Raw genomic sequence first — 26,706 nt, 5'->3', positions numbered from 1 at the left:
TGAGGTTCGGCCGGCCTCGGCCCTGAGTCGATGCTCAGCCGGACCGGAGGCGATAACCGACCCCGCGTACGGTTTCGACCAACCCGGCGTCATCGAGCTTGGCGCGCAGCGCGGCCACGTGGACGTCGAGGTTGTGCCGGGTCGCCCAGGTGGTCTGCCAGACCTCCAACTGCAAGCGGTCCCGGGGCACCACGGTGCCCGGCTGCCGGGCCAGCGCCAGCAGCAGGTCGAACTCCTTGCGGGAGAGGCCGACCTCCCGGTCGGAGACCCAGACCCGTCGGGCGTCCACGTCGATCCGCAGCGTGTCGACCTGCACCAGGGTCGCCGGCCGGGCGGTACGCGTCGTCCGCCGCATCACCGCCTCGATCCGGGCCTGCAACTCGACCATCGAGAAGGGCTTCACCACGTAGTCGTCCGCCCCGGCCCGCAGCCCGGCCACCCGGTCGTGCTCCTCGACGCGCGCCGTCACGGCGATGATGGCGACCTCCTCGTTGTGCTGGCGGATCCGCCGGCACACCTCCAGGCCGTCGCGGTCCGGCAGGTTCATGTCGAGCAGGATGAGGTCCACCGGCTCCGCCTCGACCGCCTCGGCGGCCGTCAGCGCCTGCACGACCTCGTGCCCCCGGCGCCGCAGCGCTGCGGAGAGGCCCGCCGACACGCGGAGGTCGTCTTCCACCAGGAGCACCCGCACGCACACCCTCCTCGACCTCGCGGAGGCCGCAGCCTTCCCGAATTCTTGCGAGTCTGTCGGATGTGAAGTAGTGGTGACCAGTGCAGATACAAGATCGTAACGACAGAATCATCTGGCCGAACGGGTCTGGCCGCCTCGGATCCGACCTCGGCGGACCCGCCCGACGGCAGGGCCACGGACGCCGCCCCGGCACGACCCGCCCCGGGACCTGCCGCACCGGGGCGTCACTGTCGGTAGCCCACCCCGGTGTCCGCCGTTTCCCCTGCGGACCCTTTGCTCTGCTTCAACCCACGCATCGGTAACCCTCCGCAGTGGACGCGCCGTCGCCGTGATGGCACCGTCGTCGGATCGGTGCAGCTCAGGCGCTATTGCGTGGGTTGAAGCAGAGCAAAGGCGGGGAGGTGGACCACTGGTGGCGGCCGGGCACCGTCACGCTCGGCGACGCTTACGCAACGCCACCACGCTGGTGGTACGCGACCGTCCCGGCACCGTTCGTCCCGGCACGCGAACGAGCCAGTGCCGACCGGGTGGGTCGACACTGGCTCGTCGAGGCGCCACGCCGTGTGGCGCGAGCGCTGTGGGGTGTGAGGTGTGGGGTGTGGGTCAGCGCAGGCCGGCGGCGGCCAGCAGGTTGCCCTCCGGGACCACCGGGCGCGACCGGCCGTGCGCCATGAGCTGCGCGGCGCGCTCGGCGGCCACGTTCGGGGCCTGGGCGATGGCCGCCGCGTACGCCGAGCCGGTGCGGCTGGCGATGGCGGCCCAGCCGTACTGCTCGTGCACCATGGCGCGGGCGCGACGGGCCAGCGCCCGGGCGCGTTCCCGGTCGGAGAGCACCGCGTGCACGGCGTCGGTCAGCGCGTCCGGGTCGTGCGGCCGGAACGTCATGCCGGTGACGCCCGGTTCGACGATCTCGGCGAGTCCACCGGTCTCGGCGACCGCGAGCGGGGCACCGGCGGCGGCGCCCTCCAACGCCACCATGCCGAACGGCTCGTAGATGCTGGGCACCGCGAAGCAGTCCGAGGCGGCCATCACGGCCGGCAGGTCGGTGCCGCCGAGGAAGCCGGGCAGGCTGACCATGCCGCCCAGACCGAGCCGGTGCACGTCGGCCTCCAACTCGCCACGGTACGGCCCGTCGCCGACGATCACCGCGCGCAGCCCGGGGTGCCGCTCGCGCAGCTTGGGCAGCCCGGCGAGCAGGTGCTGCACGCCCTTCTCGTAGACCAGCCGCCCGGCGAAGGTGACCAGCGGGCCGTCCCCGGCGAACCGGGCCCGGGCCTGCGCCACCGCGCTGGCCGACACCCGCCAGCGATGCGGCTCCACGCCGTTCGGCACCACGTCGACGCGATCGGTCGGCACCCCGAACAGGGCGCTGACCTCCTCGCGCATGTATCCGGAGCAGACCACCACCCGGGTCGACTCGGTGCTGAGCCAGTGCTCGACGCCGTGGATGGTGCGGTTCATCTCCTCGGGCAGCCAGCCCTGGTGCCGACCCGCCTCGGTGGCGTGGATCGTGCTGACCAGCGGCAGGTCCAGGTGGTCGCGCAGGGTCATCGCGGCGTGCGCGACCAGCCAGTCGTGCGCGTGGATGACGTCGTAGCCGCCGGAGGAGGCGGCGCGCAGCGCGGCCCGGGTCAGCGTGTGGTTGAACGCCATCGTCCAGGCGAGCAGGCTCTCGGTGGCCAGCGGGAAGGCCACCGGGTCCTCGGCGGCGCGGACGACCCGGACGCCGTCGACGTACTCCTCCAGCGGAGCGCCCTCGCAGTGACGGGTGACGACGGTGACCTCGTGGCCGGCGGCGACCAGGGCCACCGAGAGCGCGTGCACGTGCCGGCCCAGACCGCCCACGAGCACCGGCGGGAACTCCCACGACAGCATCAGGATGCGGTGGGTGCGCGGCGAGGTGGCCGGACCGGGCTGGGCCGGGATCTGGGGTCGCGAGGTGAGGGTGGGCCGGTGGATTCGGTCCGTGGCGGTGGCGGTACGCCCGCCGATCCGCAGGGTCGTCACAAGAGTCTCCGTCCGTGCAGCAGAGAACGTGCCGGCGTCGGTGGCGGCGGGGGAACAGCGTCGGGGGTTCGGGCACGCGAGAACTTGCCCGGTAACAAGGAAACGGCATGATGGCCGATAACGCACCTTGAGAACGGTCACAGTGACGGACGGCACCGCAAGGGTTCATCTCGCATCAGTCGGCTGGATACCGGGCATTCACCCGATCGGATGGATTGGTGGCGGACCGTGCGGGGCATTACCGCCGCGCGCACCGGCCCGGCTCCCCCGGACGGGTGCGCTTCCGGGCGCGGGCGCGCGCTCGTGACACGTGGCCGAAGGAGCGACATGCAGGTCTGGCCGGGCGAGCGGTATCCCCTCGGGGCCACGTACGACGGGATGGGCACCAACTTCGCGATCTTCTCCGAGGTGGCGGACAAGATCGAACTGTGCCTCTTCGACGAGTGGGACGTCGGACACGAGCGTCGGGTGGAACTGCGCGAGGTGGACGCGTACGTCTGGCACGCGTACATCCCGGGGGTCGGACCCGGCCAGCGGTACGGCTACCGCGTGCACGGCCCGTACGAGCCCGCGAACGGGCTGCGGTGCAACCCGCACAAGCTGCTCATCGACCCGTACGCCAAGGCGATCGACGGGGACGTGCAGTGGGACCCGGCGGTCTACGACTACGAGCACGGCGACCCGGACCGGATGAACGTCACCGACTCGGCGCCGTTCATGCCCAAGTCCGTGGTGGTGAACCCGTACTTCGACTGGGGCAACGACGCCCCGCCCCGCATCCCGTACCACCACTCGGTGATCTACGAGGCGCACGTGCGCGGGCTGACCATGCGGCTGCCCGGCATCCCCGAGGAGTTGCGCGGCACGTACGCGGGCATCGCCTCGCCGCCGATGATCGAACACCTGACCCGGCTCGGCATCACCGCCATCGAGCTGATGCCGGTGCACCAGTTCGTCAACGACCACCGCCTGGCCGACCTGGGGTTGCGCAACTACTGGGGCTACAACACCATCGGCTTCTTCGCCCCGCACCACGCCTACTCGGCGCTGGGACACCTGGGTCAGCAGGTGCAGGAGTTCCGGGGCATGGTCAAGGCGCTGCACGCGGCCGGCATCGAGGTCATCCTCGACGTGGTCTACAACCACACCGCCGAGGGCAACCACCTCGGCCCGACGCTCAGCTTCAAGGGCGTCGACAATCCCAGCTACTACCGCCTGTCGGAGGAGAACCGGCAGTACTACGTCGACTACACCGGCACCGGCAACAGCCTCAACGTCCGCAGCCCGCACTCGCTGCAACTGATCATGGATTCGCTGCGGTACTGGGTCACCGAGATGCACGTGGACGGTTTCCGGTTCGACCTGGCCGCCACCCTGGCCCGCGAGTTCTACGAGGTCGACCGGCTCTCCACCTTCTTCGAGGTGGTGCAGCAGGACCCGGTGGTGAGCCGGGTCAAGCTGATCGCCGAGCCGTGGGACGTCGGCCCCGGCGGCTACCAGGTCGGCAACTTCCCGCCGCAGTGGACCGAGTGGAACGGCAAGTACCGCGACACCGTCCGCGACTTCTGGCGCGGCGAGCCGGCCACCCTCGCCGAGTTCGCCTCCCGGATCTCCGGCTCCGCCGACCTCTACCAGGACGACGGACGCCGCCCCTTCCACAGCATCAACTTCGTCACCTGCCACGACGGCTTCACCCTGGCCGACCTGGTCTCTTACAACGACAAGCACAACGAGGCCAACGGCGAGGAGAACCGCGACGGCGAGAGCCACAACCGCTCCTGGAACTGCGGCGTCGAGGGCGACACCGACGACCCGGGCGTACGCGCCCTGCGCGCCAAGCAGCAGCGCAACTTCATCGCCACCCTGCTGCTGTCCCAGGGCGTACCGATGATCGGCCACGGCGACGAGATGGGTCGCACCCAACGGGGCAACAACAACGCCTACTGCCAGGACAGCGAGATCGCCTGGATCGACTGGGACGCGATCGATACCGGCCTGCTCGACTTCACCCGCCGGCTGGTCGAGTTCCGGCGCCAGCACCAGGTGTTCCAGCGCCGCCGCTTCTTCACCGGCCTGCCGGTGCACGGCCGCGGGGTCGACGAGCCCCTGCCCGACCTGGCCTGGTACACCCCGGACGGGCGGGAGATGACCGGCGAGGACTGGGGCAACGACTTCGGCCGCTCGGTGGCGCTGTTCGTCAACGGCGAGGGCATCCGGGAACGCGGCCAGTACGGCCAGCGCCACCACGATGCCTCGTTCTGGCTCTGCTTCAACGCCCACGACGCGCCACTGGACTTCACCCCGCCGCCGGCCGAGTTCGGCCAGCGCTGGAAGCTCGTGATCAGCACCGCCGAACCCGACCAGGACAAGGGCACCACCGTGGAGACCGGCGATTCGGTCTGCGTACCGGACCGCTCGCTGGTGGTGCTGGAGAGGGTGGACTGACCATGACCGTGACCCCCGTCGGGGCGACCTACCGGGTGCAGGTGAGCCCGGGCTTCGACCTGGACGCCACCGCCGGCCTCGCCGACTATCTCGCCGACCTCGGCGTCACCCACCTCTACAGCGCGCCGCTGCTGGCCGCCGCGCCGGGCAGCGCGCACGGTTACGACGTCGTCGACCACCGCAGGGTCAACCCGGAACTCGGCGGCGAGCCCGCCCGGCAGCGCCTGCTGCGGGCCCTGCGCGCGGCCGGTCTCGGCCTGGTCGTGGACATCGTGCCCAACCACGCCGGAGTCGCCGTACCGGCCGCCAACCCGGCCTGGTGGGACGTGCTGCGCCGGGGACGCGACTCGGCGTACGCCCACTGGTTCGACATCGACTGGACGCGCGACCGGCTGCTGCTGCCGGTGCTCGCCGACGACCCCGAGGCGCCGGCCGACCTGAAGATCGCCGACGGCGAGCTGCGCTACCACGAGCACCGCTTCCCGATCGCCGACGGCACCGGCGACGGCAGCCCCCGCGAGGTGCACGACCGGCAGCACTACGAGCTGGTCTCCTGGCGACGCGGGGACGCCGAGCTGACGTACCGCCGGTTCTTCTCGATCGCCTCCCTGGCCGGGCTGCGGGTGGAGGACCCGGAGGTGTTCGCCGCCACCCACGAGCTCATCCTGGCCTGGGTGGCGGCCGGTGAGGTCGACGGCATCCGGGTCGACCACCCCGACGGGCTGCGCGACCCCGGCGGCTACCTGGCCCGGCTGCGCGAGGCCGCCCCCGACGCGTGGCTGGTGGTGGAGAAGATCCTGGAGTACGGCGAGGAACTGCCCTCCTGGCCGGTGGAGGGCACCACCGGCTACGACGCTCTCCACGCCGTCGGTGGACTCTTCGTCGACAGCGACGCCGAGGCCGACTTCACCGCCCTGGACACCCGGCTGGTCGGGCGGGCCACCTCCTGGGCCGACCTGACCCACGACACGAAGCTCGGTGCCGCCACCCGACTGCTCGCCACCGAGCTGGCGCGACTCGCCGCACTCGCCCCCGACGTGGAGCCGGACGCGGCCCGCGCCGCCCTGGCCGAACTGGCCGCCGCGTTCCCGGTCTACCGGGGCTACCCGCCCGACGGGGCACGGCACCTCGCCAACGCCCGCGCCGAGGCCGGCCGCCGTCGCAGCGACCTGACCGGCGCGCTGGACGCGGTCACCCGGCGGCTGCGTGACCCCGACGACGAGCTGGCCCGCCGCTTCCCCCAGTTCACCGGCGCGGTGATGGCCAAGGGCGTCGAGGACACCGCCTACTACCGGTGGACCCGGTTCGTCGCGCTCAACGAGGTCGGCGGCAGCCCCGCCCACTTCGGCACCCTGCCCGGCCGGTTCCACCGCTTCGCCGCCGCCCGGCACGACCGCTGGCCGGCGAGCATGACCACGCTCTCGACCCACGACACCAAACGCGGCGAGGACGTCCGCGCCCGCCTGGCCGTCCTCGCCGAACTGCCGCGCCGCTGGGCCGAGCAGGTCACCGCCTGGACCTCCGCCGTGCCGCTCCCCGACGCCGCCCTGGCCCACCTGCTCTGGCAGACCGTCGTCGGCGCCTGGCCGATCGCGCGCGAGCGGATGCACGCGTACGCCGAGAAGGCCGCCCGGGAGGCCGCCGCCTCGACCGGTTGGACCGACCCCGACCCGGCCTTCGAGCAGGCGATGCACGCCCTGGTCGACGCCATGTACGACGACCCCGCGGTGCACGCCTCGATCGCCGCGTTCGCCGCCGAGATCACCCCGCCCGGCTGGTCCAACTCGCTCGGGCAGAAGCTGGTGCAGCTCGCCATGCCCGGCGTGCCCGACACCTACCAGGGCACCGAGCTGTGGGACGACTCCCTCGTCGACCCCGACAACCGCCGCCCGGTCGACTTCGCCGTACGCCGGGACCTGCTGGCCCGGCTCGATGCCGGCTGGCAGCCGGCGGTGGACGAGACCGGCGCGGCCAAGCTGCTCGTGGTGTCCCGGACCCTGCGGCTGCGTCGCGACCGTCCGGAGCTGTTCGGCGACTACCAGCCGGTCGTCGTGCACGGCCCGGCCGCCCGGCACGCGGTCGCCTTCGACCGGGGCGGCGCGCTCGCCGTCGCCACCCGGCTGCCGTTGCGCCTGGCGGCGGGCGGCGGCTGGCGCGACACCACCCTGTCATTACCCGTTAAAGAGATGTCGTGCCAGTTCACCGGGCAGGTCTACAGTGACGGTCAGGCCCGTCTGGCCGACCTGCTCGCCACCTATCCCGTCGCGCTGCTCGCCCCCCTCGATGGCTCCGGGAAGGCGTCATGACCGAGTTCACCGTCTGGGCACCGGAGGCGTCCCGGGTCCGGTTGCGCCTGACCGGCGCCGCCGACCACGAGATGCGCGCCTCCCGGGGCGGCTGGTGGCGCGTCGAGGTGCCCGACGCCGGCGACGACTACCAGTTCCTGCTCGACGACGACGACCAGGCGCTGCCCGACCCCCGCTCGCGGTGGCAGCCCGACGGCGTGCACGGCCCGAGCCGCCGCTACGACCACGCGGCGTTCGACTGGACCGACACCGCCTGGACCGGGCGGCAACTGCCCGGCAGCGTCCTCTACGAACTGCACGTCGGCACGTTCACCCCGGAAGGCACCTTCGACGCCGCGATCGGCAAGCTCGACCACCTCGTCGACCTCGGCGTCGACATGATCGAAGTGCTGCCGGTCAACGCCTTCAACGGCGAACACAACTGGGGGTACGACGGCGCCTGCTGGTTCGCCCCGCACGAACCGTACGGCGGCCCGGACGGCCTGAAACGCCTCGTCGACGCCGCCCACGCCAAGGGTCTGGGGGTGATCCTCGACGTCGTCTACAACCATTTCGGGCCCTCCGGGGCCTACGCGCCGATGTTCGCGCCGTACCTCAGCGAGCGGGACACCCCCTGGGGCCAGGCGGTCAACCTGGACGGCCCGCACTCCGACGGCGTACGCCGCTTCATCACCGACAGCATCCTGATGTGGCTGCGCGACTACCACGTCGACGGCCTGCGCCTGGACGCCGTGCACGCGATGCCCGACTCCCGCGCGGTGCACCTGCTGGAGGAGATCGCCGTCGAGGTCGAGTCGCTCTCGGTGCACCTGGGCCGCCCGCTCTCCCTGATCGCCGAGTCCGACCTCAACGACCCCCGACTGATCAGCCCCCGCGAGGCCGGCGGCTACGGCCTGCACGCCCAGTGGAACGACGACGCCCACCACGCCCTGCACACCCTGCTCACCGGCGAACGGCAGGGCTACTACGGCGACTTCGGCACCATGGAGTGCCTCGCCGAGGTGCTCACCGGCGCCTTCTTCCACACCGGCACCTGGTCCACCTTCCGCCACCGCCAGCACGGCCGCCCGGTCGACCCGCGTACCCCCGGCCACCGCTTCGTCGCGTACCTCCAGAACCACGACCAGATCGGCAACCGCGCGCTTGGCGACCGCCTCTCGGCGACGCTCTCCCCGGCACTGCTGCGCGTCGGCGCGACGCTGCTGATGACCGCACCCTTCACGCCGATGCTGTTCATGGGGGAGGAGTGGGCGGCGTCGACGCCCTGGCAGTACTTCACGTCGCACCCGGAGCCCGAACTGGCCACCGCCGTGGTGACCGGCCGCCGCAGCGAGTTCGCCGCCCACGGCTGGCCGCCCGGCGACGTGCCCGACCCGCAGGACCGGCAGACCTTCGTCCGCTCCCGGCTGGACTGGGCCGAGCTGGACAAACCCGAACACCGCCAGATGTGCGAGTTCCACCGCCGACTGATCGCGCTGCGCAAGTCCCGCCCCGAACTGTCCGACCCGCACCTGTTCGCCATCGACGTCCGTCACGGCGACCGGTTCCTGGTGATGCGGCGTGGCGGCTGCCTGGTGGCCGCGAACCTCGCGGACAAGCCGCAGCGCGTGACGCTGCCCGGGGTGGCCCGCCGGGTACTGCTGGCCACCGGGGAGGGCGTCACCGTGCAACGCGACCGCATCGAGCTACCGGCGGAGACGGCAGCGATCGTGGCACTCTGACCGGCCGGTCGTCGCCGCCCACGGGGGTCTGTCGCCGACTACCAGAAGCGCCACCGGGCGGGATCCTCGTGGCCCTCCACCAGCCGGATCGAGGCCGCCAGCTTCAGCGCGTCGTCCCGGTCCCCCATCACGGCAGACGCGTACGGCTCGATCCACACCTCCGCCACGCAGTCGGCGCATCGACCGGGCAGTTGCGCCACCCGGTAGATACCCATGGTGCCCGCCTTTCTCCGACTCTCAGACACCGTGGCGGACCGGCCTGCCACGGTGACTCGGTCGAGGTGCCTGGCGCGGGCCAGCTTCTCCGTGCTGACCCCGACCCGAACCACAGGCCGCGAATTCGGCCGATCCTCCTCGACCCGCCCCACAAGGTAGTCGGCGGAGTACGAGATGTGTCCGTCCGCCTTCCAGTACAGCCACGTCTTTTCGAGCACGGCGCCGTCGGGCAGGCCCTTCACCCGGATCGGCAGGACCCGTGGCGTGGCTTCCAGGCGAACGCCTTCGGCCACCCGACGCGCGATCTCATCCCGGCGGTCCTCCGCGCTCTTCGCGTACAGCATCATGTGCATCCACGCGTCCGGTGCGTACTCCCAGGTCAGCACCCGGCTGAAGTCGAAGGTGGCCTGGAAGGCGGGACGGCCGTGCACCTGGAGGCGTTCGCCACGAACGGGCACTTCGCCCGAGTCCTCGTCGTACGGAACGACACTGCGGATATCGACACCCCGCGCTGCCATCCGGAGCTCGATTGACCAGTCGGGGTCGAATGAGGAAGCGTCTTCCTCCTCGGTGCTCGGCGCGTCGTCGAATGATCCGTGGATGTCGAGGCGATGAAACTCTGGCCCGGTGGTGTATTCGGCTGTTTCCACGGGGCCGGGCAGATAGCCGAGGCGCATGATCTGCTGACCCGGGTCGAATCGCACGGGTGCCGACGTGACGATGTCGTCCGTGTTCAACGCCCGTCCGGTGACCCACGCGCTCAGACTCGCCACCACCGCCACCCCGACCGTCACGGTCACCAGGATCAGGACCCGACCTTTGGTGCTCGCCATGGAACATCCTCCCCGATGCGGCGCGGTGCGGCGGCGCGGTGTTGGAGTTTCCGACTACCAGGTGCGCCACTTCGCGGGATCCTCGTGGCCCTCCACCAGCCGGATCGAGGCCGCCAGCAGCAGTGCGGCCTTCTTGTCCCGCACCGCCGTGGCGCCGGCGCTTCGCTTGGGTATGTCCAGCTCCGCGACGCACTGGGCACACCCACCGGGGAGTTGACCCACCCGGTAGGTCCCTGCGCTGCTCTTCCTGCTGAAGACGTCTGCGGTGGCGGCCCGGCCCGACACGGTCACGGCTTCGGTGCCGCTGTCCAGGCTCTCGGTGGTGAGACCCACCGTGAAGTCGGGATCGATGAAGCCTCCGTAGTCCTTCTGCTCCAGCAGGTACCCGGCGGAGGACCGAACAGGTCCGTCTTCGGACCATTCCAGGACCGCACTGCCGAGTACGGCGCCTTCGGGCAACCCCGCCGTCTCGAACGGCAGGGCGAGCGGTCTCGTCTCCCAACGAATGCCCTCGGCGACCTGACGAGCGAGCGCGAGCTCAGCGCTCCGGTCGACACCGTGCACCGTTATCCGGATCCATGAATACCGCACGTACTCCCAGGACAGCACCTGACCCTCGTTGGTGAAGGCGGGACGCCCGCGCACCGGCGCGATCTCATCGCCCGGTAACGTCCATCCGGCCTCTTCGTCGTACTCCCGGTCCCAACGGTGCGCGTCGACGTCCTGTGCCGCCATCCTGACCTCGACCCGCCAGCTCCGATCGACGGGCTTTGGGGGGTCTCCCGACTGCCAGTTCCAGTCGCTGGGCGGCTGCCCGCTCACCATGATGCTCTGCATACCGGGCTCGGTCTCGTATCTCGCCCAGCGGACGGTGCCAGGCAGAAAAGTGAGGTGGATCAGTTGCTGGCCGGGGTCGAATCTGAAGGGCACCGATGTGGGTAGGCCGTGAGAGACGTCGTCCGTCTGCGGAGCCCGTCGGGTGGCCCAGACGGTCAGGCCCGCCACCACCGCGACCAGGGTCGTCACGGTCACCAGGATCAGGGCCCGGCGGCTGGTGCCGCGCCTGTCGACAGGGGGCATCTCGGCGGCGGAGGCAGGAGGCAGCTTCCCCGGTTCGTGCGCGTCACTCGCCACGGACGTCCTCCCGAGTCGGTGCGCCGTGCGGCGGCGCGACCCGGGGAGTCTATGACCTGTCCCGTCCCGGCTGCTGTCCCTTAGCTCGACCAGGGTCCCTGTTGATGCCGCACTCACCGATGCCGCACCGGCGTCCACCATCATCGTGGCAGTGCAGCTGTTTCCAGCCCGGCGTGTCGAACAGCTACGCTGCCACGATCACAGCCGCAAATGGGGACAGGTGATCAGGTAAGGGTGAATCGTGGTCGGGCGCCCATTCGACCACTGTGGACCGGGTGTGGATCTCCGACCCGGACAACCACCTGAAGGTGTATGCCAACCTGTTCGTCAGCCACTGGGCGATGGTGTGGGACCTAGGCCGTGTTTCATAGCTGCGGTTGGCCAGTCAGCCCCGGCCAGGGAGATCTCGGCGTGTCGGTGATCGATACGTAGTGAGGTCTCCGGTAGATGGTTCATCGACCAAGACAGACCATCAGCACGGAGACCTCGTGGCCACCATACCGGTGACGAGGCGGTTCGACCTGACTGACGTGCAGTGGGCGGCGTTGGAACCGCTGCTGCCGAGGGGTAAGAAGCCAGGGCGACCGCTGAAGTGGAGTAAACGGCAGCTCATCGATGGGATCCGGTGGAGGGTCCGGGTGGGCTCGCCCTGGCGGGATGTTCCGGAGTGTTACGGGCCCTGGCAGACGGTCTACGGGCTGTTCCGCCGTTGGCAGCGTGCCGGGGTGTGGCAGCGGTTCGTCACCGGGTTGCAGACCCGCGCCGACGCCGCCGGTCTGATCACCTGGGACGTCAGCGTTGACTCGACGATCGCTCGGGCGCATCAGCACGCCGCCGGCGCCCGCACCCGACCCGAGCTGCAGAAGGAACCACCCGGCGGGGTCGAGGACGAGCCGGCTGATCACGCTCTGGGTCGGTCACGAGGTGGCTGGACCACCAAACTGCACCTGGCCTGCGAGCAGGGCCGCAAGCCGCTGTCGATGTTGCTGACCGGCGGGCAGCGCGGTGACAGTCCGCAGTTCACCCGGGTCCTGGCCCGCATCCGGGTCCCCCGGCCCGACGGCGGCCGACCCCGCACTCGACCCGACCGGGTCCTCGCGGACAAGGCATACAGCTCCCGCGCCAACCGGGAGCACCTACGCCGACGTGGCATCCCGGCCACGATCCCGATCAAGATCGATCAGGCCGCAAGCCGGCGCAGAAAGGGGTCCAAGGGCGGCCGACCGCCGACCTTCGACGCCCACATCTACCAGCAACGTCACGCCGTGGAGTGCGGCATCAACCAGCTCAAACGCCATCGAGCCATGGCCACCAGGTTCGACAAGCTCGCCGTGCGCTACCAGGCCACGGTCCACGTCGCCGCGATCAACGAGTGGCTCCGACCCGAGCTATGAAACACGGCCTACTAGGCCGTGTTTCATAGCTGCGGTTGGCCAGTCAGCCCCGGCCAGGGAGATCTCGGCGTGTCGGTGATCGATACGTAGTGAGGTCTCCGGTAGATGGTTCATCGACCAAGACAGACCATCAGCACGGAGACCTCGTGGCCACCATACCGGTGACGAGGCGGTTCGACCTGACTGACGTGCAGTGGGCGGCGTTGGAACCGCTGCTGCCGAGGGGTAAGAAGCCAGGGCGACCGCTGAAGTGGAGTAAACGGCAGCTCATCGATGGGATCCGGTGGAGGGTCCGGGTGGGCTCGCCCTGGCGGGATGTTCCGGAGTGTTACGGGCCCTGGCAGACGGTCTACGGGCTGTTCCGCCGTTGGCAGCGTGCCGGGGTGTGGCAGCGGTTCGTCACCGGGTTGCAGACCCGCGCCGACGCCGCCGGTCTGATCACCTGGGACGTCAGCGTTGACTCGACGATCGCTCGGGCGCATCAGCACGCCGCCGGCGCCCGCACCCGACCCGAGCTGCAGAAGGAACCACCCGGCGGGGTCGAGGACGAGCCGGCTGATCACGCTCTGGGTCGGTCACGAGGTGGCTGGACCACCAAACTGCACCTGGCCTGCGAGCAGGGCCGCAAGCCGCTGTCGATGTTGCTGACCGGCGGGCAGCGCGGTGACAGTCCGCAGTTCACCCGGGTCCTGGCCCGCATCCGGGTCCCCCGGCCCGACGGCGGCCGACCCCGCACTCGACCCGACCGGGTCCTCGCGGACAAGGCATACAGCTCCCGCGCCAACCGGGAGCACCTACGCCGACGTGGCATCCCGGCCACGATCCCGATCAAGATCGATCAGGCCGCAAGCCGGCGCAGAAAGGGGTCCAAGGGCGGCCGACCGCCGACCTTCGACGCCCACATCTACCAGCAACGTCACGCCGTGGAGTGCGGCATCAACCAGCTCAAACGCCATCGAGCCATGGCCACCAGGTTCGACAAGCTCGCCGTGCGCTACCAGGCCACGGTCCACGTCGCCGCGATCAACGAGTGGCTCCGACCCGAGCTATGAAACACGGCCTAGCCGAGACGCGGGAGGACACGCTGCACGTCGTGGCGAGTCGGCTGTTCGAGTCGGCGGTGGCGCGCGAGTGGTGGAAGGTCAATGGACAGTCCTACTGCAGCTCCCGTCGACGGAAGAAGTTCGTCGCCATCCTCTCCGATGAATGTGATCTCGCAGCTCTGGCGGCCCGGCCGTCTTCGCTGCCGACATCACCGGATCCGCTGCCGATTCCGCCGCAGCCTACGTCTTCGAGCGGCAGTCGTAGTCGCACCCTCGTGATCGGTGTCGCTGCCGGCATCGGTATCGGGATCCTGCTGCACTCCGCGACGCGTAGACGCTGGGTGATGTGCCTGGTCGGCTCTCGTTCGAGAACTGGCCGCAGGTCACGCCGTCACACGGTTGACCGCTGCAAAGGTGGGGTCGCTGGAAGGTAGATCGGCCTGCGCTGGGAGCGGGCGTGGAGGGCGGCGCTGACTCGGTGGGCCACGGTGGTGGGGAGGAGCTTCTCGGCTTCGTCGGGCGGGAAGAAGGCGGCCTCGGTAAGTTCGTCCGCTGGCAGATCGAGACGCTCGGTGCCGGTGAGCGTGCCGCAGTCGAAGGTGAAGTGGACCAGGGAGCGCAGGCGCGGGCCCTCGGGCGGTGCCCAGTCCAGCACGAGCAGGTCGCCGACGGGCAGCGTGAGGCCCAACTCCTCGTGGACCTCGCGGGCGCACGCGTGGTGCGGCGCCTCGTCGGCCTCCACGCCGCCGCCCGGGAACGCCCAGTGGTCGCGGTAGCGGGGCTTGACCAGCAGTACGTCGCCGGCCGGGTCGGTGATCAGGGCACCGGCCGAGGCGTGGAAGGTCGGCAGGTTGGCGTACCAGACGGAAGGCTCGGTCCACGTCACGAACCGAAGGTAGCGGCCCGGATGTCGACGGTGCGGTCCCACGCCGAGGTCGATCGGTGCCGCTGATCCGTCTGTGCCGTCAGCTCGAAAGGGGCCGGGGAGCACACTTCGAGGCGCGAGCGGAGGCGCGCACCTGCCGTGGGGAGCGAGCTGGGACGCCGACGAGCCCGTCAGGCGCGAGCGGGGCCACGTGCGGCGCGGCGAGGCACGAGCGGGGCCGGGTGCCACCCGGTGGCGGACGGGTCGGTGGTCGGCGCGTACTCCTGGCGGGAATGCGTGGCGACGGGCCGCACCGGCCGGCGTCGCGCGCCTGGCGGTGCGGCCGTGCCGTCGTTCTTTCAGCGGCGCGTCGCGAAGACCACGCCGGCCAGGCAGAGCGTGCCGCCCAGCAGGGCGAGCGGCGCGGGTACCTCACCCAGCAGCGTCCAGGAGAGCAGGACCGTCACCGGCGGGACCAGGTAGGTCGCGGCGGTGGTGCGGCCCGCCGTCCAGCGGGACAGGACGTAACCCCAGGTGAGGAAGCCGATCGCGGTCGGGAACACGCCGAGGAACAGCACGCCCAGGGTCGCCGGGAGCGGCGCCGCGGCGAACTCCGCGAGCAGCGTGGGCGCGAACGGCAGCAGAGCCGCCGTCCCGGCGAGCGCGCCGAGCCAGGTCATCGTCACCGCGTCCACCCGCGCCAGGAGACGCTTCTGGAGCAGTACGCCGAAGGCGTACAGCAGGGCGGAGAGCACCGCCAGCGCGACGCCCACCGGGTCGGCGTGCCCGGTGAAGCCGCCGACCGCGATCAGGGCCACGCCCGCGAAGGCGATCGTCACCCCGACGCCGAGGCGGCCGGTGAGCCGCTCGCCGAGTACGAGTGTCGCGGCGATCGCGACGAGGATGGGCGCGACCGCCACCAGCAGCGCGGCTGTCCCGGCGTCGACGAGTCGTTCGGCGGCGTTGAGCGCCACGTTGTACCCGCCGAACCAGGCCACGCCCCAGAGCACGATCAGCCCCAGCGTGCCGCCCCGGGGGACGGCGACCCGGCGGGGGACCGTCGCTTCGGTGTGCCGGACCCGGAACCGCCGGGTGACGGCGACGAACAGGGTCAGCGCGGCGGAGGCCGCCACCATGCGGCCCAGCGCCATCGCGCCTGGCGAGTAGTCGTGCCCGGCGAAGCGGATGCCGACGAACGCCGAGGCCCAGAGCACGACCGTGGTCCCGGCGGCTACCACGATCGGCCAGGACCGGCGCGGTGCCGCAGGTCGGGGGTACGCCGCGCCACGGGAGTCGTCGACGGCGGCCCTGGCGGGAGCTTCGGTGAGCGTCATGGACCGATTCTCGAATGCTCGACGATTCAGCACCAGCGACTCTTTCTTCACGACAGTTAAGTTTTGCTTTACGGTTGTTAGGTGCTCGACGTCCACCGCCTCCGGGTCTTCCGTTCCGTCGTCGCCTCCGGCTCCGTCCAGGCTGCCGCCGCCAACCTCGGCTACACCCCCTCCGCCGTCAGTCAGCACCTCACCGCGCTGCAACGCGAGACCGGGCTCACTCTCCTCGCCCGCGCCGGCCGGGGCCTGCGGCCCACCTCCGCCGGCCATGCCCTCGCCGCCGAGGCGGACCGGGTGCTCGCCCGGGTCGGCGCGGCCGAGTCGCTGATCGCCGACCTGCGTACCGGTCGCACCGGCTCGCTCTCCATCGCGTACTTCGCGTCGGTGGGCGAGGCGTGGATGCCGCTGGTGGTACGCCGCATCCTCGCCGACCTGCCCGGCGTCCGGATCGACCTGCAACTCCGGGAGCACATCCCGGACAGTCGGGAGGAACGCGCCGACGTCCAGGTGGTCGTGGCGGACCCCGGCTTCGATCCCGGTGCGGGCTTCACCGCCCAGCACATCGTCGACGACCCGTACGTGGCCGTGCTGCCCGCCGGGCACCCCCTCGCCGGCCACGACGAGGTGGACCTCGCCGAACTCGCCGAAGAGCGCTGGGTCGACAACGACTTCGCCCGAGGCTGGTGCCGCGCCAAACTCCTCGAAGCGTGCACCGCCGCCGGATTCAGCCCGGCGTTCCGGGTCGAGGCGCACGACTACCGGACGGCGCTCGCCTTCGTCGCGGCCGGCATCGGCCTCACGGTGCTGCCCGCGCTCGGCGCCGCACACCTGCCGGACGGTGTGACTCCGATCCGGGTGGTCCGCCCGACACCGGTCCGCTCGATCCACGTGGTGGTGCACGACGCCGTCGAACACACTCCCGCCGTACGCACCACGATCGCCGCCCTCCGCGAAGCAGCCGGCACCCGGATGTAAGGAGGGGACCCCTGCTATGCACGAGGCGTTAGCAGGGGGCCCTTCCTTGCGCCGCCGACTTGCATGGGTATGCGGGGTGGTGCATACTCTTCCTTGTGTCCAAGGTTCTTACCTCCCTGCCCACGGGTGAACGTGTCGGCATCGCCTTCTCCGGCGGCCTCGACACCTCGGTCGCGGTCGCGTGGATGCGCGACAAGGGCGCGGTGCCCTGCGCCTACACCGCCGACATCGGCCAGTACGACGAGCCCGACATCGCCTCGGTGCCCGGTCGCGCGCTCCACTACGGCGCCGAGCTGGCCCGCCTGGTGGACTGCCGCGCCGCCCTGGTCGAGGAGGGGCTGGCAGCGTTGACCTGCGGCGCCTTCCACATCCGCTCGGGCGGGCGGGCGTACTTCAACACCACGCCGTTGGGGCGCGCGGTCACCGGGACGCTGCTGGTGCGCGCGATGGTCGCCGACGACGTGCAGATCTGGGGCGACGGGTCGACCTTCAAGGGCAACGACATCGAGCGCTTCTACCGGTACGGCCTGCTGGCCAACCCGCAGCTGCGGATCTACAAGCCGTGGCTGGACAGCAGCTTCGTCACCGAGCTGGGCGGCCGCAAGGAGATGTCCGAGTGGCTGCAGGAGCGCAGCCTGCCCTACCGGGACAGCACCGAGAAGGCGTACTCCACGGACGCCAACATCTGGGGCGCCACGCACGAGGCGAAGACGCTCGAACACCTGGACACCGGCATCGAGACGGTCAATCCGATCATGGGTGTGCGGTTCTGGGACCCGACGGTGGAGATCCCCGCCGAGGACGTGACGATCGGGTTCGACCAGGGCCGCCCGGTCACGATCAACGGCAAGGAGTTCGGCAGCGCGGTGGATCTGGTGCTGGAGGCCAACGCCATCGGCGGCCGGCACGGCATGGGCATGTCCGACCAGATCGAGAACCGGATCATCGAGGCCAAGAGCCGGGGCATCTACGAGGCCCCCGGCATGGCGCTGCTGCACGCCGCCTACGAGCGGCTGGTCAACGCCATCCACAACGAGGACACCCTGGCGAACTACCACAACGAGGGTCGTCGTCTCGGTCGCCTGATGTACGAGGGTCGCTGGCTGGACCCGCAGGCGCTGATGTTGCGCGAGTCGCTGCAACGGTGGGTCGGCACGGCGGTCAGCGGCGAGGTGACGCTGCGACTGCGGCGGGGCGAGGACTACTCGATCCTGGACACCACCGGCCCGGCCTTCAGCTACCACCCGGACAAGCTGTCCATGGAGCGTACCGAGGACTCGGCGTTCGGTCCGGCGGACCGCATCGGCCAGCTCACCATGCGCAACCTGGACATCGCCGACTCCCGGGCCAAGCTGGAGCAGTACGCGAACCTGGGCATGGTCGGCGGCGCGCCGCAGCGGGTGCTCGGTGCCGCGCAGGCCGCCTCCACCGGGCTGATCGGGGCGATGCCGGAGGGTGGCGCGGAGGCGATCGCCTCCCGGGGTGTCTCCTCGACCGAGGACGCGGCCCTCGACCGTGCCGCCATGGAGTTCGGCGTCGACTGACCGCCGGGGCTCCGACCAGGCTCACCCGCCCGCCGTCGACGGTCACCCACCGTCGGCGGCGGGCGGTGCCGTCTCCGGCGCGAGGATCCGCGACCGGTACGCTGGCCGCCCCCGGGTGTCCCGTACGTCCGACGCCTCCGGGTGTCCCGAAGGAGGTGGCCGTGCCCGCAGTGCTCCGACCCTGGCTGTCGGTCGCCGTGGCGAGCGCCGTCGCGGTCCTCGCCTGGGCCGGCTTCTGGTATCTGGCCGTGCCGCGCGTCGACGTGTGCCCGGCGGTCCACCCCGCGCCGGCCGGTTGCCGGGTCGACGAACGGATCTCCACCGCGTGGGCCTGGACGATCATCGTGGCGCTGCTCTATGCGGCCACCGTCGTCGCCCAGGTGCGTCCGAGTGCGCAGCGCCGCCAGGCGGTCCTGCTGGGCACCGTGGCGCTCGGTGTCTCGGCCGTATACGGCCTCTGGAAGGTGTGGCAGGCGGGCGGCTGAACCCGGGCGGCGCGCGGCCACCGATCGATGGCCGATCGACCGAAGTGACCTTCCTCGCGGATCCGCTTTACCGTGCGTAGCCGGCGGCTACGGCACCCGCAACGACATCGCGGTGCTCTGGCCCCCGGACCGGCCTCCGATCGTGCTGGCGGTGATCTCCGGCCGGGGCGGGAAGGACGCCGAGTCCGACGACGTCCTTCTCGCTCGGGCGACCGCGCTGACCCTGGCCGCCCTGCGCTGAACCGGGCTCACGGCACGGTGGCACCGGTGAAGTCGAAGTGCGCGGTCAACGGGGTGCCGCGTACCCGCAGGGGTTGGGCGCCGCCGATCTGCGCGGCGTTCGGATACCACCGGCTCGGCGTGTACGCGCAGTCGCAGCGCAGCACCACCGACTGCCCCGGCAGCAGCCGCAGCGTGTATTCGGAGCCCGCGTCCGACACGCCCACGACGTCACCGGTGCGGGAATGGAACGCGATCACCTGCGCGTAGTAGGAGATGTCCGGGGCGGTGACGGTGCCGCTGAGCACCGTGCCGGGAGTGAGCGTCTGGTCGAGGGTGGCGGTCCGAGCGGCGCGGACCCGGACCGTGCGGGCCTCGCGCCAGTCGGCGGTGCCGCCGGACCACTGACTGGCCATCTGGTTCGCACTGAAGTACAACGGCCAGTGGTACGGCCCGAGGCCGGTCAGCGTGTATCGGCCGTCGTCGTCGCTGATGGCGCCGGGGCTGCCGTACTTGGGATGCGCGACGAACGGCATCGTCGTGACACTCGCGTAGTAGACCAGCGGCGTGCCGTCCGGCTGGGACAGTTGGCCGGTGACGGCACCCGGTGGGTCGAAGCGGACCGTCGGCGCGGTGACGGTCCGGCCGGCCCGCACCGTGACGACCGTCGCCTTCTCCCGTTGGCCGGTGCCGCCGTGCGCGCCGACCCACTGCAGGCCGTGGTGGGTTTCGTAGGGTCGGGCGAGCAGGCGGTAGCGGCCGGGTGGCACGTTGGTGACGACCACCGCACCGCCCTCGATCCCGGTGCAGCCGGCGTGCCGCCCGATCTGTTCCTCGCCGATGGCGACGACGGTGAGCGGGTCGCGGTCGACCGGGATGAGATTCAGGCAGCCGCGGGCGTCGGCGCCGGTGGCGGCGTCCCGCATCGTGGTCCGTAGCTCGCCGGTGGTGGCGGTTCCGGTGCGCGGGCCGGCGGCGGCGGGCAGGGGCTGGAGGGCGCCGCCGACGAGGGCGAGCGCGAGGAGGGGTGCGACGAGGCGGGTGACGGAGTGTCGGTGTGACGGAGGCATCGGCGGATCCTCTCGACCCGGCGGAAGGACGTCGCACCTACGGTAATGCCCGTGCCCTTCTGGTCACTCTCTGTGTCAGGAGGCTGTCAGGGGATCGGCCACTCGTGGACCGGGCGGTTGCTGTGCATCAGTTCCACGTAGTGCCGCAGCACCTCGCGCAGCGCGTCCGGCCGGTCGAGCTGGTCGGTCGACTCCAGCCGGTGCAGCGTGGCGACCTGCCAGCTCGCGCCGTTACGGCCGGTGAGGCAGCGCTGCTCGATGACGCCGAGCAGGCGGTCCCGCTCGTCCGGGTCGACGCCCCAGTGGTCCAGGCCCTGCTGGGCCAGCGGGAGCAGGCGACGCAGCACCAGTTCGGTGACGGGCAGGTAGCCCAGGCCGGGCCAGAAGACGCGCGCGTCGATGCCGTGCCGGGCGCAGGTGTTGAAGTTCTCCTCGGCGGCGCTGAACGACATCTGCGACCACAGTGGCCGGTCCGCCTCGGCGAGTGCCCGGACGAGTCCGAAGTAGAAGGCGCCGTTGGCGACGGTGTCCAGCACGGTCGGCCCGGCCGGCAGCACCCGGTTCTCCACCCGCAGGTGCGGGCGACCCCGGTGCACGTCGTAGACGGGTCGGTTCCAGCGGTAGATCGTGCCGTTGTGCAACCGCAGCTCGGCCAGGTTCGGTACGCCACCGGCGGCCAGCGTCTCGGACGGGTCCTCGTCGTCGCAGACCGGGAGCAGGGCCGGGAAGTAGCGCACGTTCTCCTCGAACAGGTCGAAGACCGAGGTGATCCAGCGTTCCCCGAACCACACCCGGGGCCGTACGCCCTGCGACTTGATCTCCTCGGGGCGGGTGTCGGTGGCCTGCTGGAAGAGCGGGATGCGGGTCTCCCGCCACAGTTCCCGGCCGAAGAACAGCGGCGAGTTCGCGCCGAGCGCCACCTGGATCCCGGCGATGGCCTGGGCGGCGTTCCAGTAGTCGGCGAACTGCGCCGGGGAGACCTGGAGGTGGAACTGGGTGCTGGTGCAGGCGGCCTCCGGGGTGATGGTGTCGGCGGTCACCGACAGCCGTTCCACGCCGTTGACCGAGATCTGTAGGTCCTCGCCCCGGGCGGCGAAGATCTGCTCGTTGAGCAACGCGTAGCGGGGATTGGGCGACAGCGTCGCGGCGGTCAGGTGCTCGGGGCGTACGGTCGGCAGGATGCCGATCATCACCAGGCGGGCGTCGACCGTCCGGGCCTGTTGGTCGGCGGCGTTCAGGCTGGCCCGTACGCTCTGCTCGAACTCGGCCAGGCCGGTGCCGGTCAGCCGCCGGGGCGCCACGTTGATCTCGACGTTGAACTGCCCGAGCTCCGTCTGGAAACTCGGGTCGGCCACCGCACGCAACACGTCGGTGTTGCGCATGGTGGGCATGGAGTCCTCGTCCACCAGGTTCAGCTCGATCTCCAGGCCGGTCATCGGCCGGTCGACGTCGAACCGGGACTCCCGCAGCATCTCGGCGAAGACGTCGAGACAGCGCCGCACCTTGTCCCGGTAGCGAGCCCGATCCTGGCGACTGAAGGTCTGCGCGCCGACTTCCTCGCCCATGGTCACCACCCTGTCACCCCTGGTACCCCCGACGTGGCACGTCCATGCCTCCGGGCGGAAGCCCCGACCACGTGCGTTTCACGGATCCGGCGGCACATACCATGGCTGACGTGCGCGAGAAGGTGACCCGGCTGTTCGTGGTGGCGGCGATCGCGGAGGCGATCTCCTGGGCCGGCCTGTTGGCCGGGATGGCGGCGAAGTACGGCCCGCCCGACAACGAGCTGGGGGTCAAGGTGTTCGGCCCGATCCACGGTGCGCTCTTCGTGGTGTACGGGCTGCTGGTGCTGGCCGTGGCCCGAGTCAACCGGTGGAGCCTGACGGCCACGGTGGTGGCGCTGGCCTGCGCGGTGCCGCCGTTCGCCACCATCGTCTTCGAGCGTTGGGCCCGCCGACGCGGCATGCTCGACACCACGTCCGCGCCGCAGCGGGAGCCCGCCCCGGTCGGCTGACCCTCAGGTGAGGGCGGTGCAGGCGGCCAGCCCGGCCAGGAGCAGCAGACCCAGCGTGGCCTGGAGCAGCAGCGGTGGGCCGAGGTGTGACCACATGGTGGCGGTACGCGGCCGTAGTAGTTGACCGGTGGTCAGGTTGACGATCCGTTCGATCTTCGGCGCCAGATCCGGGTCGCCCTGGTCGCGCAGGGTGAGCTGGACGTGGTCGGCCGGGTGCAGCGCGCTCTGCGGCAGGTGTCCGTGCAGCTCCACCTCGTACAGTTTGCCGTTCGAGTCGCGCAGACGGACCGGCGTGACGAGGTACTCCGGTCCCTTCTTCAGCTCCTTGAACGTGCGGCGGCCGGTGCCGGAACCGGCGCTGAGCGCGGCCCGCACCAGTTTGGCGAGCAGGCCGATCACCCCGGCGGCGGCCACCACCACCATCAGTACCGGCTGCCCCACGCGTACCTCCCGGGGGTAACCGTCCATCAGCCGCACGATCTGCGCGGTGAGGATCCGACCGGTCGGATGCAGGCTGCGCCGCGAGTACGACGTCGTGTCCATGTCCACCACCCAGAGTCCGCTTCTGCTCACAGATCGTATCGATCCTCGGGGTTGAACGACGTGAATGAAAATCGGTCACGCGGTGGCCGGCAGGTGACAAGCCGGGTGGCGCGGGTAAGCGGTGGGCCGAGCCGGAAAGGGGTCGAGCATGCAGCTGTCCTTCCTGCGCCCGCTCTATCAGCGCCCGGGTCCGTGGTGCTCGGTCTACCTGGACGCCTCGATGGACACCGAGGACGCCCACGCCGCCCTCGACCTGCGCTGGCGCGGGCTGCAACGGCAGCTCGCCGAGCAGGGGGCCGACGAACCGACCGTCGCCGCCATCGACCGGGTGGTCCGCGGGCACGACCCGCTGCCCGGGGACTACGGGATCGCCGTCTTCGGCGCCCAGGGGCGGGTGGTGCTCTCCGAGTACCTGGCCGCGCCACCCCGGCGGGACCTGGCCGCGTACGCGCCGTTGCCGCACGTGATGCCGCTGCTCTCCCAACGGGGTGAGCAGGTCGCGTGGGTACGCGTGTTGGCCGACCGGACCGGTGCCGACGCGATGTCGGTCAGCGCCGGTGGGGTGCCCCGACGAGCTCACGTCACCGGCCGGGAGAGCTTCCCGTTGCGCCGGGTCAAGCCCGGCGGCTGGTCGCAGTCGCGTTACCAGCGCGCCGCCATGGAGGCGTGGCACCACAACGCGGGCGACGTCACCGCGGCCACCGTGGAGCTGGCCGAACGGGTCGGTGCCGAGGTGGTCGTGGTGGCCGGCGACATCCGGGCCACCGGCATGATCGCCGCCCAGATGCCGGCCCGCTGGCAGGACATGGTGGTCCGCACCGACGCCGGGTCCCGCGCCGAGGGGGCCGACCAGAGCCTGCTCGACGACCTGACCGTGCAGACCATCGCCGATCTGGCCGACCAGCGGGTGACCGCCGCGCTGGACCGCTTCGGCATCCAGGAGGACGTCGGCGCCGGACTCGACGCCGTGGTCGCCGCGCTGCAACGCAACCAGGTCGACACGATGCTGCTGGTGGACGACCCGTCCGCCGACGGGCAGCTCTGGATCGGCCCGGCGGCCACCGACATCGCCACCGATCCGAGTCAGCTCGCCACCGTGGCCGAGCCGGCCCGGGTACGCGCCGACGCGGCGCTGGTGCGGGCGCTGGTCGGCACCGACGCCGAACTGACCGTGCTGGGCCCGGACGAGGCTCCGCAGCTCGTGGAGGGCGTGGGTGCGGTGCTGCGCTACGTCGACCCGGTCACGCCGGGACGGGGCGGTGTCTGACCCGGCCGTCGCGGACGCGGTCGTCGCACGGTTGCTGGCCTGGCGGGTCGCGCGGGTGTATGGCGCGCCGGGCCCGGCGACCGCGCCGCTGGTCGAGGCGTTGCACGCGGCCGGTGGCGACCCGGAGTTCGTTCCCGTGCGGCACGCCGACAGCGCCGCGCTGATGGCCGCCGGGCACGCCCGGTTCGCGGGTGGGGTCGGCGTCTGCCTCTCCGACGGCGGGCCGGACGCGTTGGGTCTGCTCGGCGGTCTCGACGCCGCCCGGCGGGCCGGCCTGCCGGTGCTGGCGGTGCTCGGCGAGCAGCAGCCGGACGGGCACCGTGACGACGGCCCCCGCTTCGCCGGGACGTGCCGGCACGTCCGGTACGTCGCCGACCCGACCCGGGCACCGGAGTTGGTGGACGAGGCGTTGGGCAGCGCCCTGCGCGGCGGTGGACCGGTCTGCCTGGTGCTGCCCGCCGACGCGTCCGCCCGCCGCGCCCCGGGAGGCCCCGGCCGGGCGGTCGACCCGTGGCAGGCTATCGACGACCTGGTCACGCGGCTGCCCCCGGGCGGCGCGGTGACCGTGGACGGCGGCGGCACCGTCGCCGGGTACGCCCGCCACCTGCGCGTACCCGCCGGTGTCGAGGTCCTGCGCACCGACGGTGCCCCCGGCACGGCCCTGCCGTACGCGCTGGCCGCCAAGCTGGCCGACCCGGCCCGTCCGGTGCTCGCCGTCGTCGCCGACGAGGGGATGCGCGCCTCCGGGCTGGCCGAACTGGTCGCCGTCGCCCGACACCGGGCGGCGTGGCCCGATCCGCGCCTGGTGCTGCTGGTGCTGAACACCCGCTCCGGGCACCCCCGGTACGCCGGGTCGCCCCACCCGCCCACCGACGACGTCCCGTACGCGGGCTGGGCCCGCCTGCTCGGTCTGCGTGGCATCCGCGTCGACCGGCCGGAACTGGTCGGCGCGGCCGGGGCCGAGGCGTTCGGCGCGGACCGGCCGTGCCTGCTGGAGCTGGTGGTCGGCCCGGCCGGCATGGACCCCGCCGGGGTGTTGCGTACCGTCGGGGTGGACAGTCGAAGATCACCTGATTGATCCCGCTCGGTGGAGGGATGCCCTGTTTAAGGCGCATCCGGGCGGGAAGCCGGGCCGCGTGAGCGAACGGGGCACGGTGGGGCCGGCGCGAGGATCGCGACCGGGACTCACGGCAGCGGGTGCGGGGCTGACCGGCGACCGGGTGGTCGCGGTCGGCAGCACGTCCCGGATCCTCGTCGCCGCCGTCGCCCGTGCGTTGCGCGGCACCGACTGTGCCGACCTCGGTCACGTCGGCCCGGTGTCCCGGTTCGCCGGCACTCCGGACCCGATCCGCCGCGCCGCCGCCGCCCGTACCGCCGGACGGGTGGCCCTCACCGCCGGGCAGACCGCCGAGGTCGACGCCGCCCGGGTCGCCGGCTGGTTCGTCGACCAGTACCCGCGCGGCCGGTACCCCGGTGTGCTGCTGGGCTCGCCGCACGGCGCCGCCGCCCACCTGGCGACCGCGCTCGGGATGCCGTGGCTGCCCGCCGGTTTCGAGATGACCGCGCACTGGCCGCGCGGCGCGGTGGACCGCCCCCGCGCCGCCCTGGACCACGGCGCCGCCCTCGCCGGACGGCTGCTGGCCGGAAACCCCGACCTGCACGTACGCCAGGTGCACTGCCCGGCCAGCCGGGGCTCGCTGGCCGGCGTGACGGTCGCGTTGACCGCCCGGTGGCGCACGCTGCCCACGGCGTACCGGCGGTTCCTGAGCGACCGGTTGGTGCCGGGCGCGCCGGTGCTGGTGCTCAGCGACGCGCGGACCTGGCCGGTGCACGACGCCGCCGACGGGCACAGCTTCCAGGTGGGCTGCCCGGCCAGCGGGCTGGAGCCGGTCGACTTCCACCCGGACAGCCCCGCGCTGCGGCAGGTGTTGCGCTCCGCCGGGGGAGACGGCGTGAACTGGGATCCGCCGGAGATCTCCGCCCCGCCGGCCGCCGCCGAGCACGGTGTGGAGCCCGGTCTGGACCGTGCCGTCGGGGACTGGACCGCCCGCGCCGGGCATCCGGTACGCCGGCTGCTGTTCCCGGCACCGGGGGTGCTCAGCGCCGCCGTCGCCGACCTGTACCGTCGCTGGCTGCGCGCCGCCGGCAAGACCGGTGACCGGTTGGTGGTGGAGTGCGGCCGACTGCTCGACCCGTGGCAGGTGGTGCGGGCGGGGATGGTGCCGTACTGGTGCGAGAACGCCACCCGGCGCAGCGTCGAACAGGTCGAGTGGTGGCTCGCCGGCAGCGAACCGTTCGCCTCGGTGGACGTGCTCCCCGAGCCGCCCGGCGTACGCTCACCGGCGCTGGCCGGACTGCCGCAGTGGCTGGCCGTCGCCGGGTTCGGCCGACGCCGCCGGGCCCTGGACCGCGCCACCGCGCGGGGCTACCCGGTCACCTCCGTGCCCACCCGCCGGGCCACCGAGGTGCTCCGCGCCCAGCCGTACGACCTGCCCGCCCCGCCGCCGCTCGCGGTGCCCGACGCGCTGGCCGCGCTGCGCGCCAGCGGCACCCCGCACGGCCTGCTCATCTGTTGAGGCGAGGCTGACGAAACATCCTCG

The 26,706-nt window shown here is 71.8% G+C and carries 21 protein-coding genes and 1 pseudogene; 13 read left to right on the top strand and 9 right to left on the bottom strand.

The genetic code is table 11. The features are described from left to right. Positions 1-34: 34 nt before the first annotated feature. Entirely contained in the window at positions 35-691 is a 657-nt protein-coding gene (locus HUT12_RS20090) for a response regulator transcription factor (protein ID WP_131054924.1), read from the bottom strand. Between the two features lie 603 nt (positions 692-1,294). Next, positions 1,295-2,698, bottom strand: a complete 1,404-nt coding sequence (locus HUT12_RS20085; protein ID WP_176094355.1) for a glycosyltransferase family 4 protein — start codon at positions 2,696-2,698, stop codon at positions 1,295-1,297. Between the two features lie 327 nt (positions 2,699-3,025). Here HUT12_RS20085 and glgX point away from each other — a divergent pair, with 327 nt between their 5' ends. The 3 genes from glgX to treZ are packed head-to-tail and all read left to right on the top strand — an operon-like array spanning position 3,026 to position 9,170. Continuing rightward, entirely contained in the window at positions 3,026-5,143 is a 2,118-nt protein-coding gene (gene glgX / locus HUT12_RS20080) for a glycogen debranching protein GlgX (RefSeq protein ID WP_176094354.1), read from the top strand. A 2-nt stretch (positions 5,144-5,145) separates the two neighbouring features. After that, positions 5,146-7,449: a malto-oligosyltrehalose synthase gene (gene treY, locus HUT12_RS20075; RefSeq protein WP_176094353.1), complete on the top strand. Its 2,304-nt coding sequence runs from the start codon at positions 5,146-5,148 to the stop codon at positions 7,447-7,449. Next, positions 7,446-9,170 (top strand): malto-oligosyltrehalose trehalohydrolase, encoded by a 1,725-nt coding sequence (treZ, locus tag HUT12_RS20070; RefSeq protein ID WP_176094352.1) that lies wholly within the window; start codon positions 7,446-7,448, stop codon positions 9,168-9,170. The genes treY and treZ overlap by 4 nt, the downstream gene beginning before the upstream one ends. Before the next feature lie 38 nt (positions 9,171-9,208). On the opposite strand, the gene HUT12_RS20065 is transcribed toward treZ, so the two are convergent. Beyond that, a complete protein-coding gene (locus tag HUT12_RS20065) occupies positions 9,209-10,219 on the bottom strand; it encodes a hypothetical protein (RefSeq protein ID WP_176094351.1) in 1,011 nt (336 codons plus the stop codon). 54 nt (positions 10,220-10,273) lie between these two features. Further along, positions 10,274-11,353, bottom strand: a complete 1,080-nt coding sequence (locus HUT12_RS20060) for a hypothetical protein (protein WP_176094350.1) — start codon at positions 11,351-11,353, stop codon at positions 10,274-10,276. A 488-nt stretch (positions 11,354-11,841) separates the two neighbouring features. Between HUT12_RS20060 and HUT12_RS20055 the strand changes: the two genes are divergently transcribed. Beyond that, complete coding sequence (locus tag HUT12_RS20055) at positions 11,842-12,747, top strand: IS5 family transposase (protein WP_176094349.1); 906 nt, start codon at positions 11,842-11,844, stop codon at positions 12,745-12,747. Between the two features lie 146 nt (positions 12,748-12,893). Then, on the top strand, positions 12,894-13,799 hold the full coding sequence (locus HUT12_RS20050) for an IS5 family transposase (protein ID WP_176094349.1): 906 nt from the start codon (positions 12,894-12,896) through the stop codon (positions 13,797-13,799). Positions 13,800-14,181: 382 nt separating this feature from the next. Here the strand turns inward: HUT12_RS20050 and HUT12_RS20045 are convergent, their stop codons facing one another. Beyond that, entirely contained in the window at positions 14,182-14,676 is a 495-nt protein-coding gene (locus HUT12_RS20045) for an NUDIX hydrolase (RefSeq protein ID WP_176094348.1), read from the bottom strand. 338 nt (positions 14,677-15,014) lie between these two features. Continuing rightward, on the bottom strand, positions 15,015-15,989 hold the full coding sequence (locus HUT12_RS20040) for a DMT family transporter (RefSeq protein WP_176094347.1): 975 nt from the start codon (positions 15,987-15,989) through the stop codon (positions 15,015-15,017). Positions 15,990-16,070: 81 nt separating this feature from the next. Between HUT12_RS20040 and HUT12_RS20035 the strand changes: the two genes are divergently transcribed. From HUT12_RS20035 to HUT12_RS32910, 4 genes and pseudogenes are all read left to right on the top strand, one after another. Beyond that, the gene (locus tag HUT12_RS20035) at positions 16,071-16,964 is read left to right on the top strand and encodes a LysR family transcriptional regulator (protein WP_176094346.1); all 894 of its coding nucleotides are present in this window, start codon (positions 16,071-16,073) and stop codon (positions 16,962-16,964) included. Positions 16,965-17,059: 95 nt separating this feature from the next. After that, positions 17,060-18,508 (top strand): argininosuccinate synthase, encoded by a 1,449-nt coding sequence (gene argG / locus HUT12_RS20030; RefSeq protein ID WP_176094345.1) that lies wholly within the window; start codon positions 17,060-17,062, stop codon positions 18,506-18,508. A gap of 161 nt (positions 18,509-18,669) precedes the next feature. Beyond that, positions 18,670-18,993: a hypothetical protein gene (locus HUT12_RS20025; RefSeq protein ID WP_176094344.1), complete on the top strand. Its 324-nt coding sequence runs from the start codon at positions 18,670-18,672 to the stop codon at positions 18,991-18,993. Between the two features lie 85 nt (positions 18,994-19,078). Next, a pseudogene (locus HUT12_RS32910) lies at positions 19,079-19,234 on the top strand (class A beta-lactamase); the annotation flags it as partial. 7 nt (positions 19,235-19,241) lie between these two features. On the opposite strand, the gene HUT12_RS20015 reads toward HUT12_RS32910, so the two are convergent. Further along, positions 19,242-20,282: a carboxypeptidase-like regulatory domain-containing protein gene (locus HUT12_RS20015; RefSeq protein WP_176094343.1), complete on the bottom strand. Its 1,041-nt coding sequence runs from the start codon at positions 20,280-20,282 to the stop codon at positions 19,242-19,244. Positions 20,283-20,368: 86 nt separating this feature from the next. Then, positions 20,369-21,847, bottom strand: a complete 1,479-nt coding sequence (locus tag HUT12_RS20010) for a glutamate--cysteine ligase (RefSeq protein WP_131054292.1) — start codon at positions 21,845-21,847, stop codon at positions 20,369-20,371. Positions 21,848-21,948: 101 nt separating this feature from the next. On the opposite strand from HUT12_RS20010, the gene HUT12_RS20005 reads away from it, so the two are divergent. After that, positions 21,949-22,296 (top strand): DUF3817 domain-containing protein, encoded by a 348-nt coding sequence (locus tag HUT12_RS20005; protein WP_131054293.1) that lies wholly within the window; start codon positions 21,949-21,951, stop codon positions 22,294-22,296. A 3-nt stretch (positions 22,297-22,299) separates the two neighbouring features. Here the strand turns inward: HUT12_RS20005 and HUT12_RS20000 are convergent, their stop codons facing one another. Beyond that, complete coding sequence (locus HUT12_RS20000; RefSeq protein WP_131054295.1) at positions 22,300-22,848, bottom strand: hypothetical protein; 549 nt, start codon at positions 22,846-22,848, stop codon at positions 22,300-22,302. A gap of 139 nt (positions 22,849-22,987) precedes the next feature. Between HUT12_RS20000 and HUT12_RS19995 the strand changes: the two genes are divergently transcribed. The 3 genes from HUT12_RS19995 (at position 22,988) to HUT12_RS19985 (ending at position 26,682) form a co-directional block, all read left to right on the top strand. Then, complete coding sequence (locus HUT12_RS19995; RefSeq protein WP_176094342.1) at positions 22,988-24,106, top strand: Vms1/Ankzf1 family peptidyl-tRNA hydrolase; 1,119 nt, start codon at positions 22,988-22,990, stop codon at positions 24,104-24,106. Continuing rightward, positions 24,099-25,184, top strand: a complete 1,086-nt coding sequence (locus HUT12_RS19990; RefSeq protein ID WP_176094341.1) for a thiamine pyrophosphate-binding protein — start codon at positions 24,099-24,101, stop codon at positions 25,182-25,184. Before HUT12_RS19995 ends, HUT12_RS19990 begins: the two co-directional genes overlap by 8 nt. Positions 25,185-25,260: 76 nt before the next feature. Further along, a complete protein-coding gene (locus HUT12_RS19985) occupies positions 25,261-26,682 on the top strand; it encodes a hypothetical protein (protein WP_176095875.1) in 1,422 nt (473 codons plus the stop codon). The last annotated feature ends 24 nt before the right edge of the window (positions 26,683-26,706 follow it).

The organism is Verrucosispora sp. NA02020, from assembly GCF_013364215.1.
Classification (GTDB): Bacteria; Actinomycetota; Actinomycetes; order Mycobacteriales; family Micromonosporaceae; genus Micromonospora.
The sequence above is the reverse complement of the archived record's forward strand: the minus strand, read 5'-3'. Positions and strand labels throughout refer to the sequence as shown.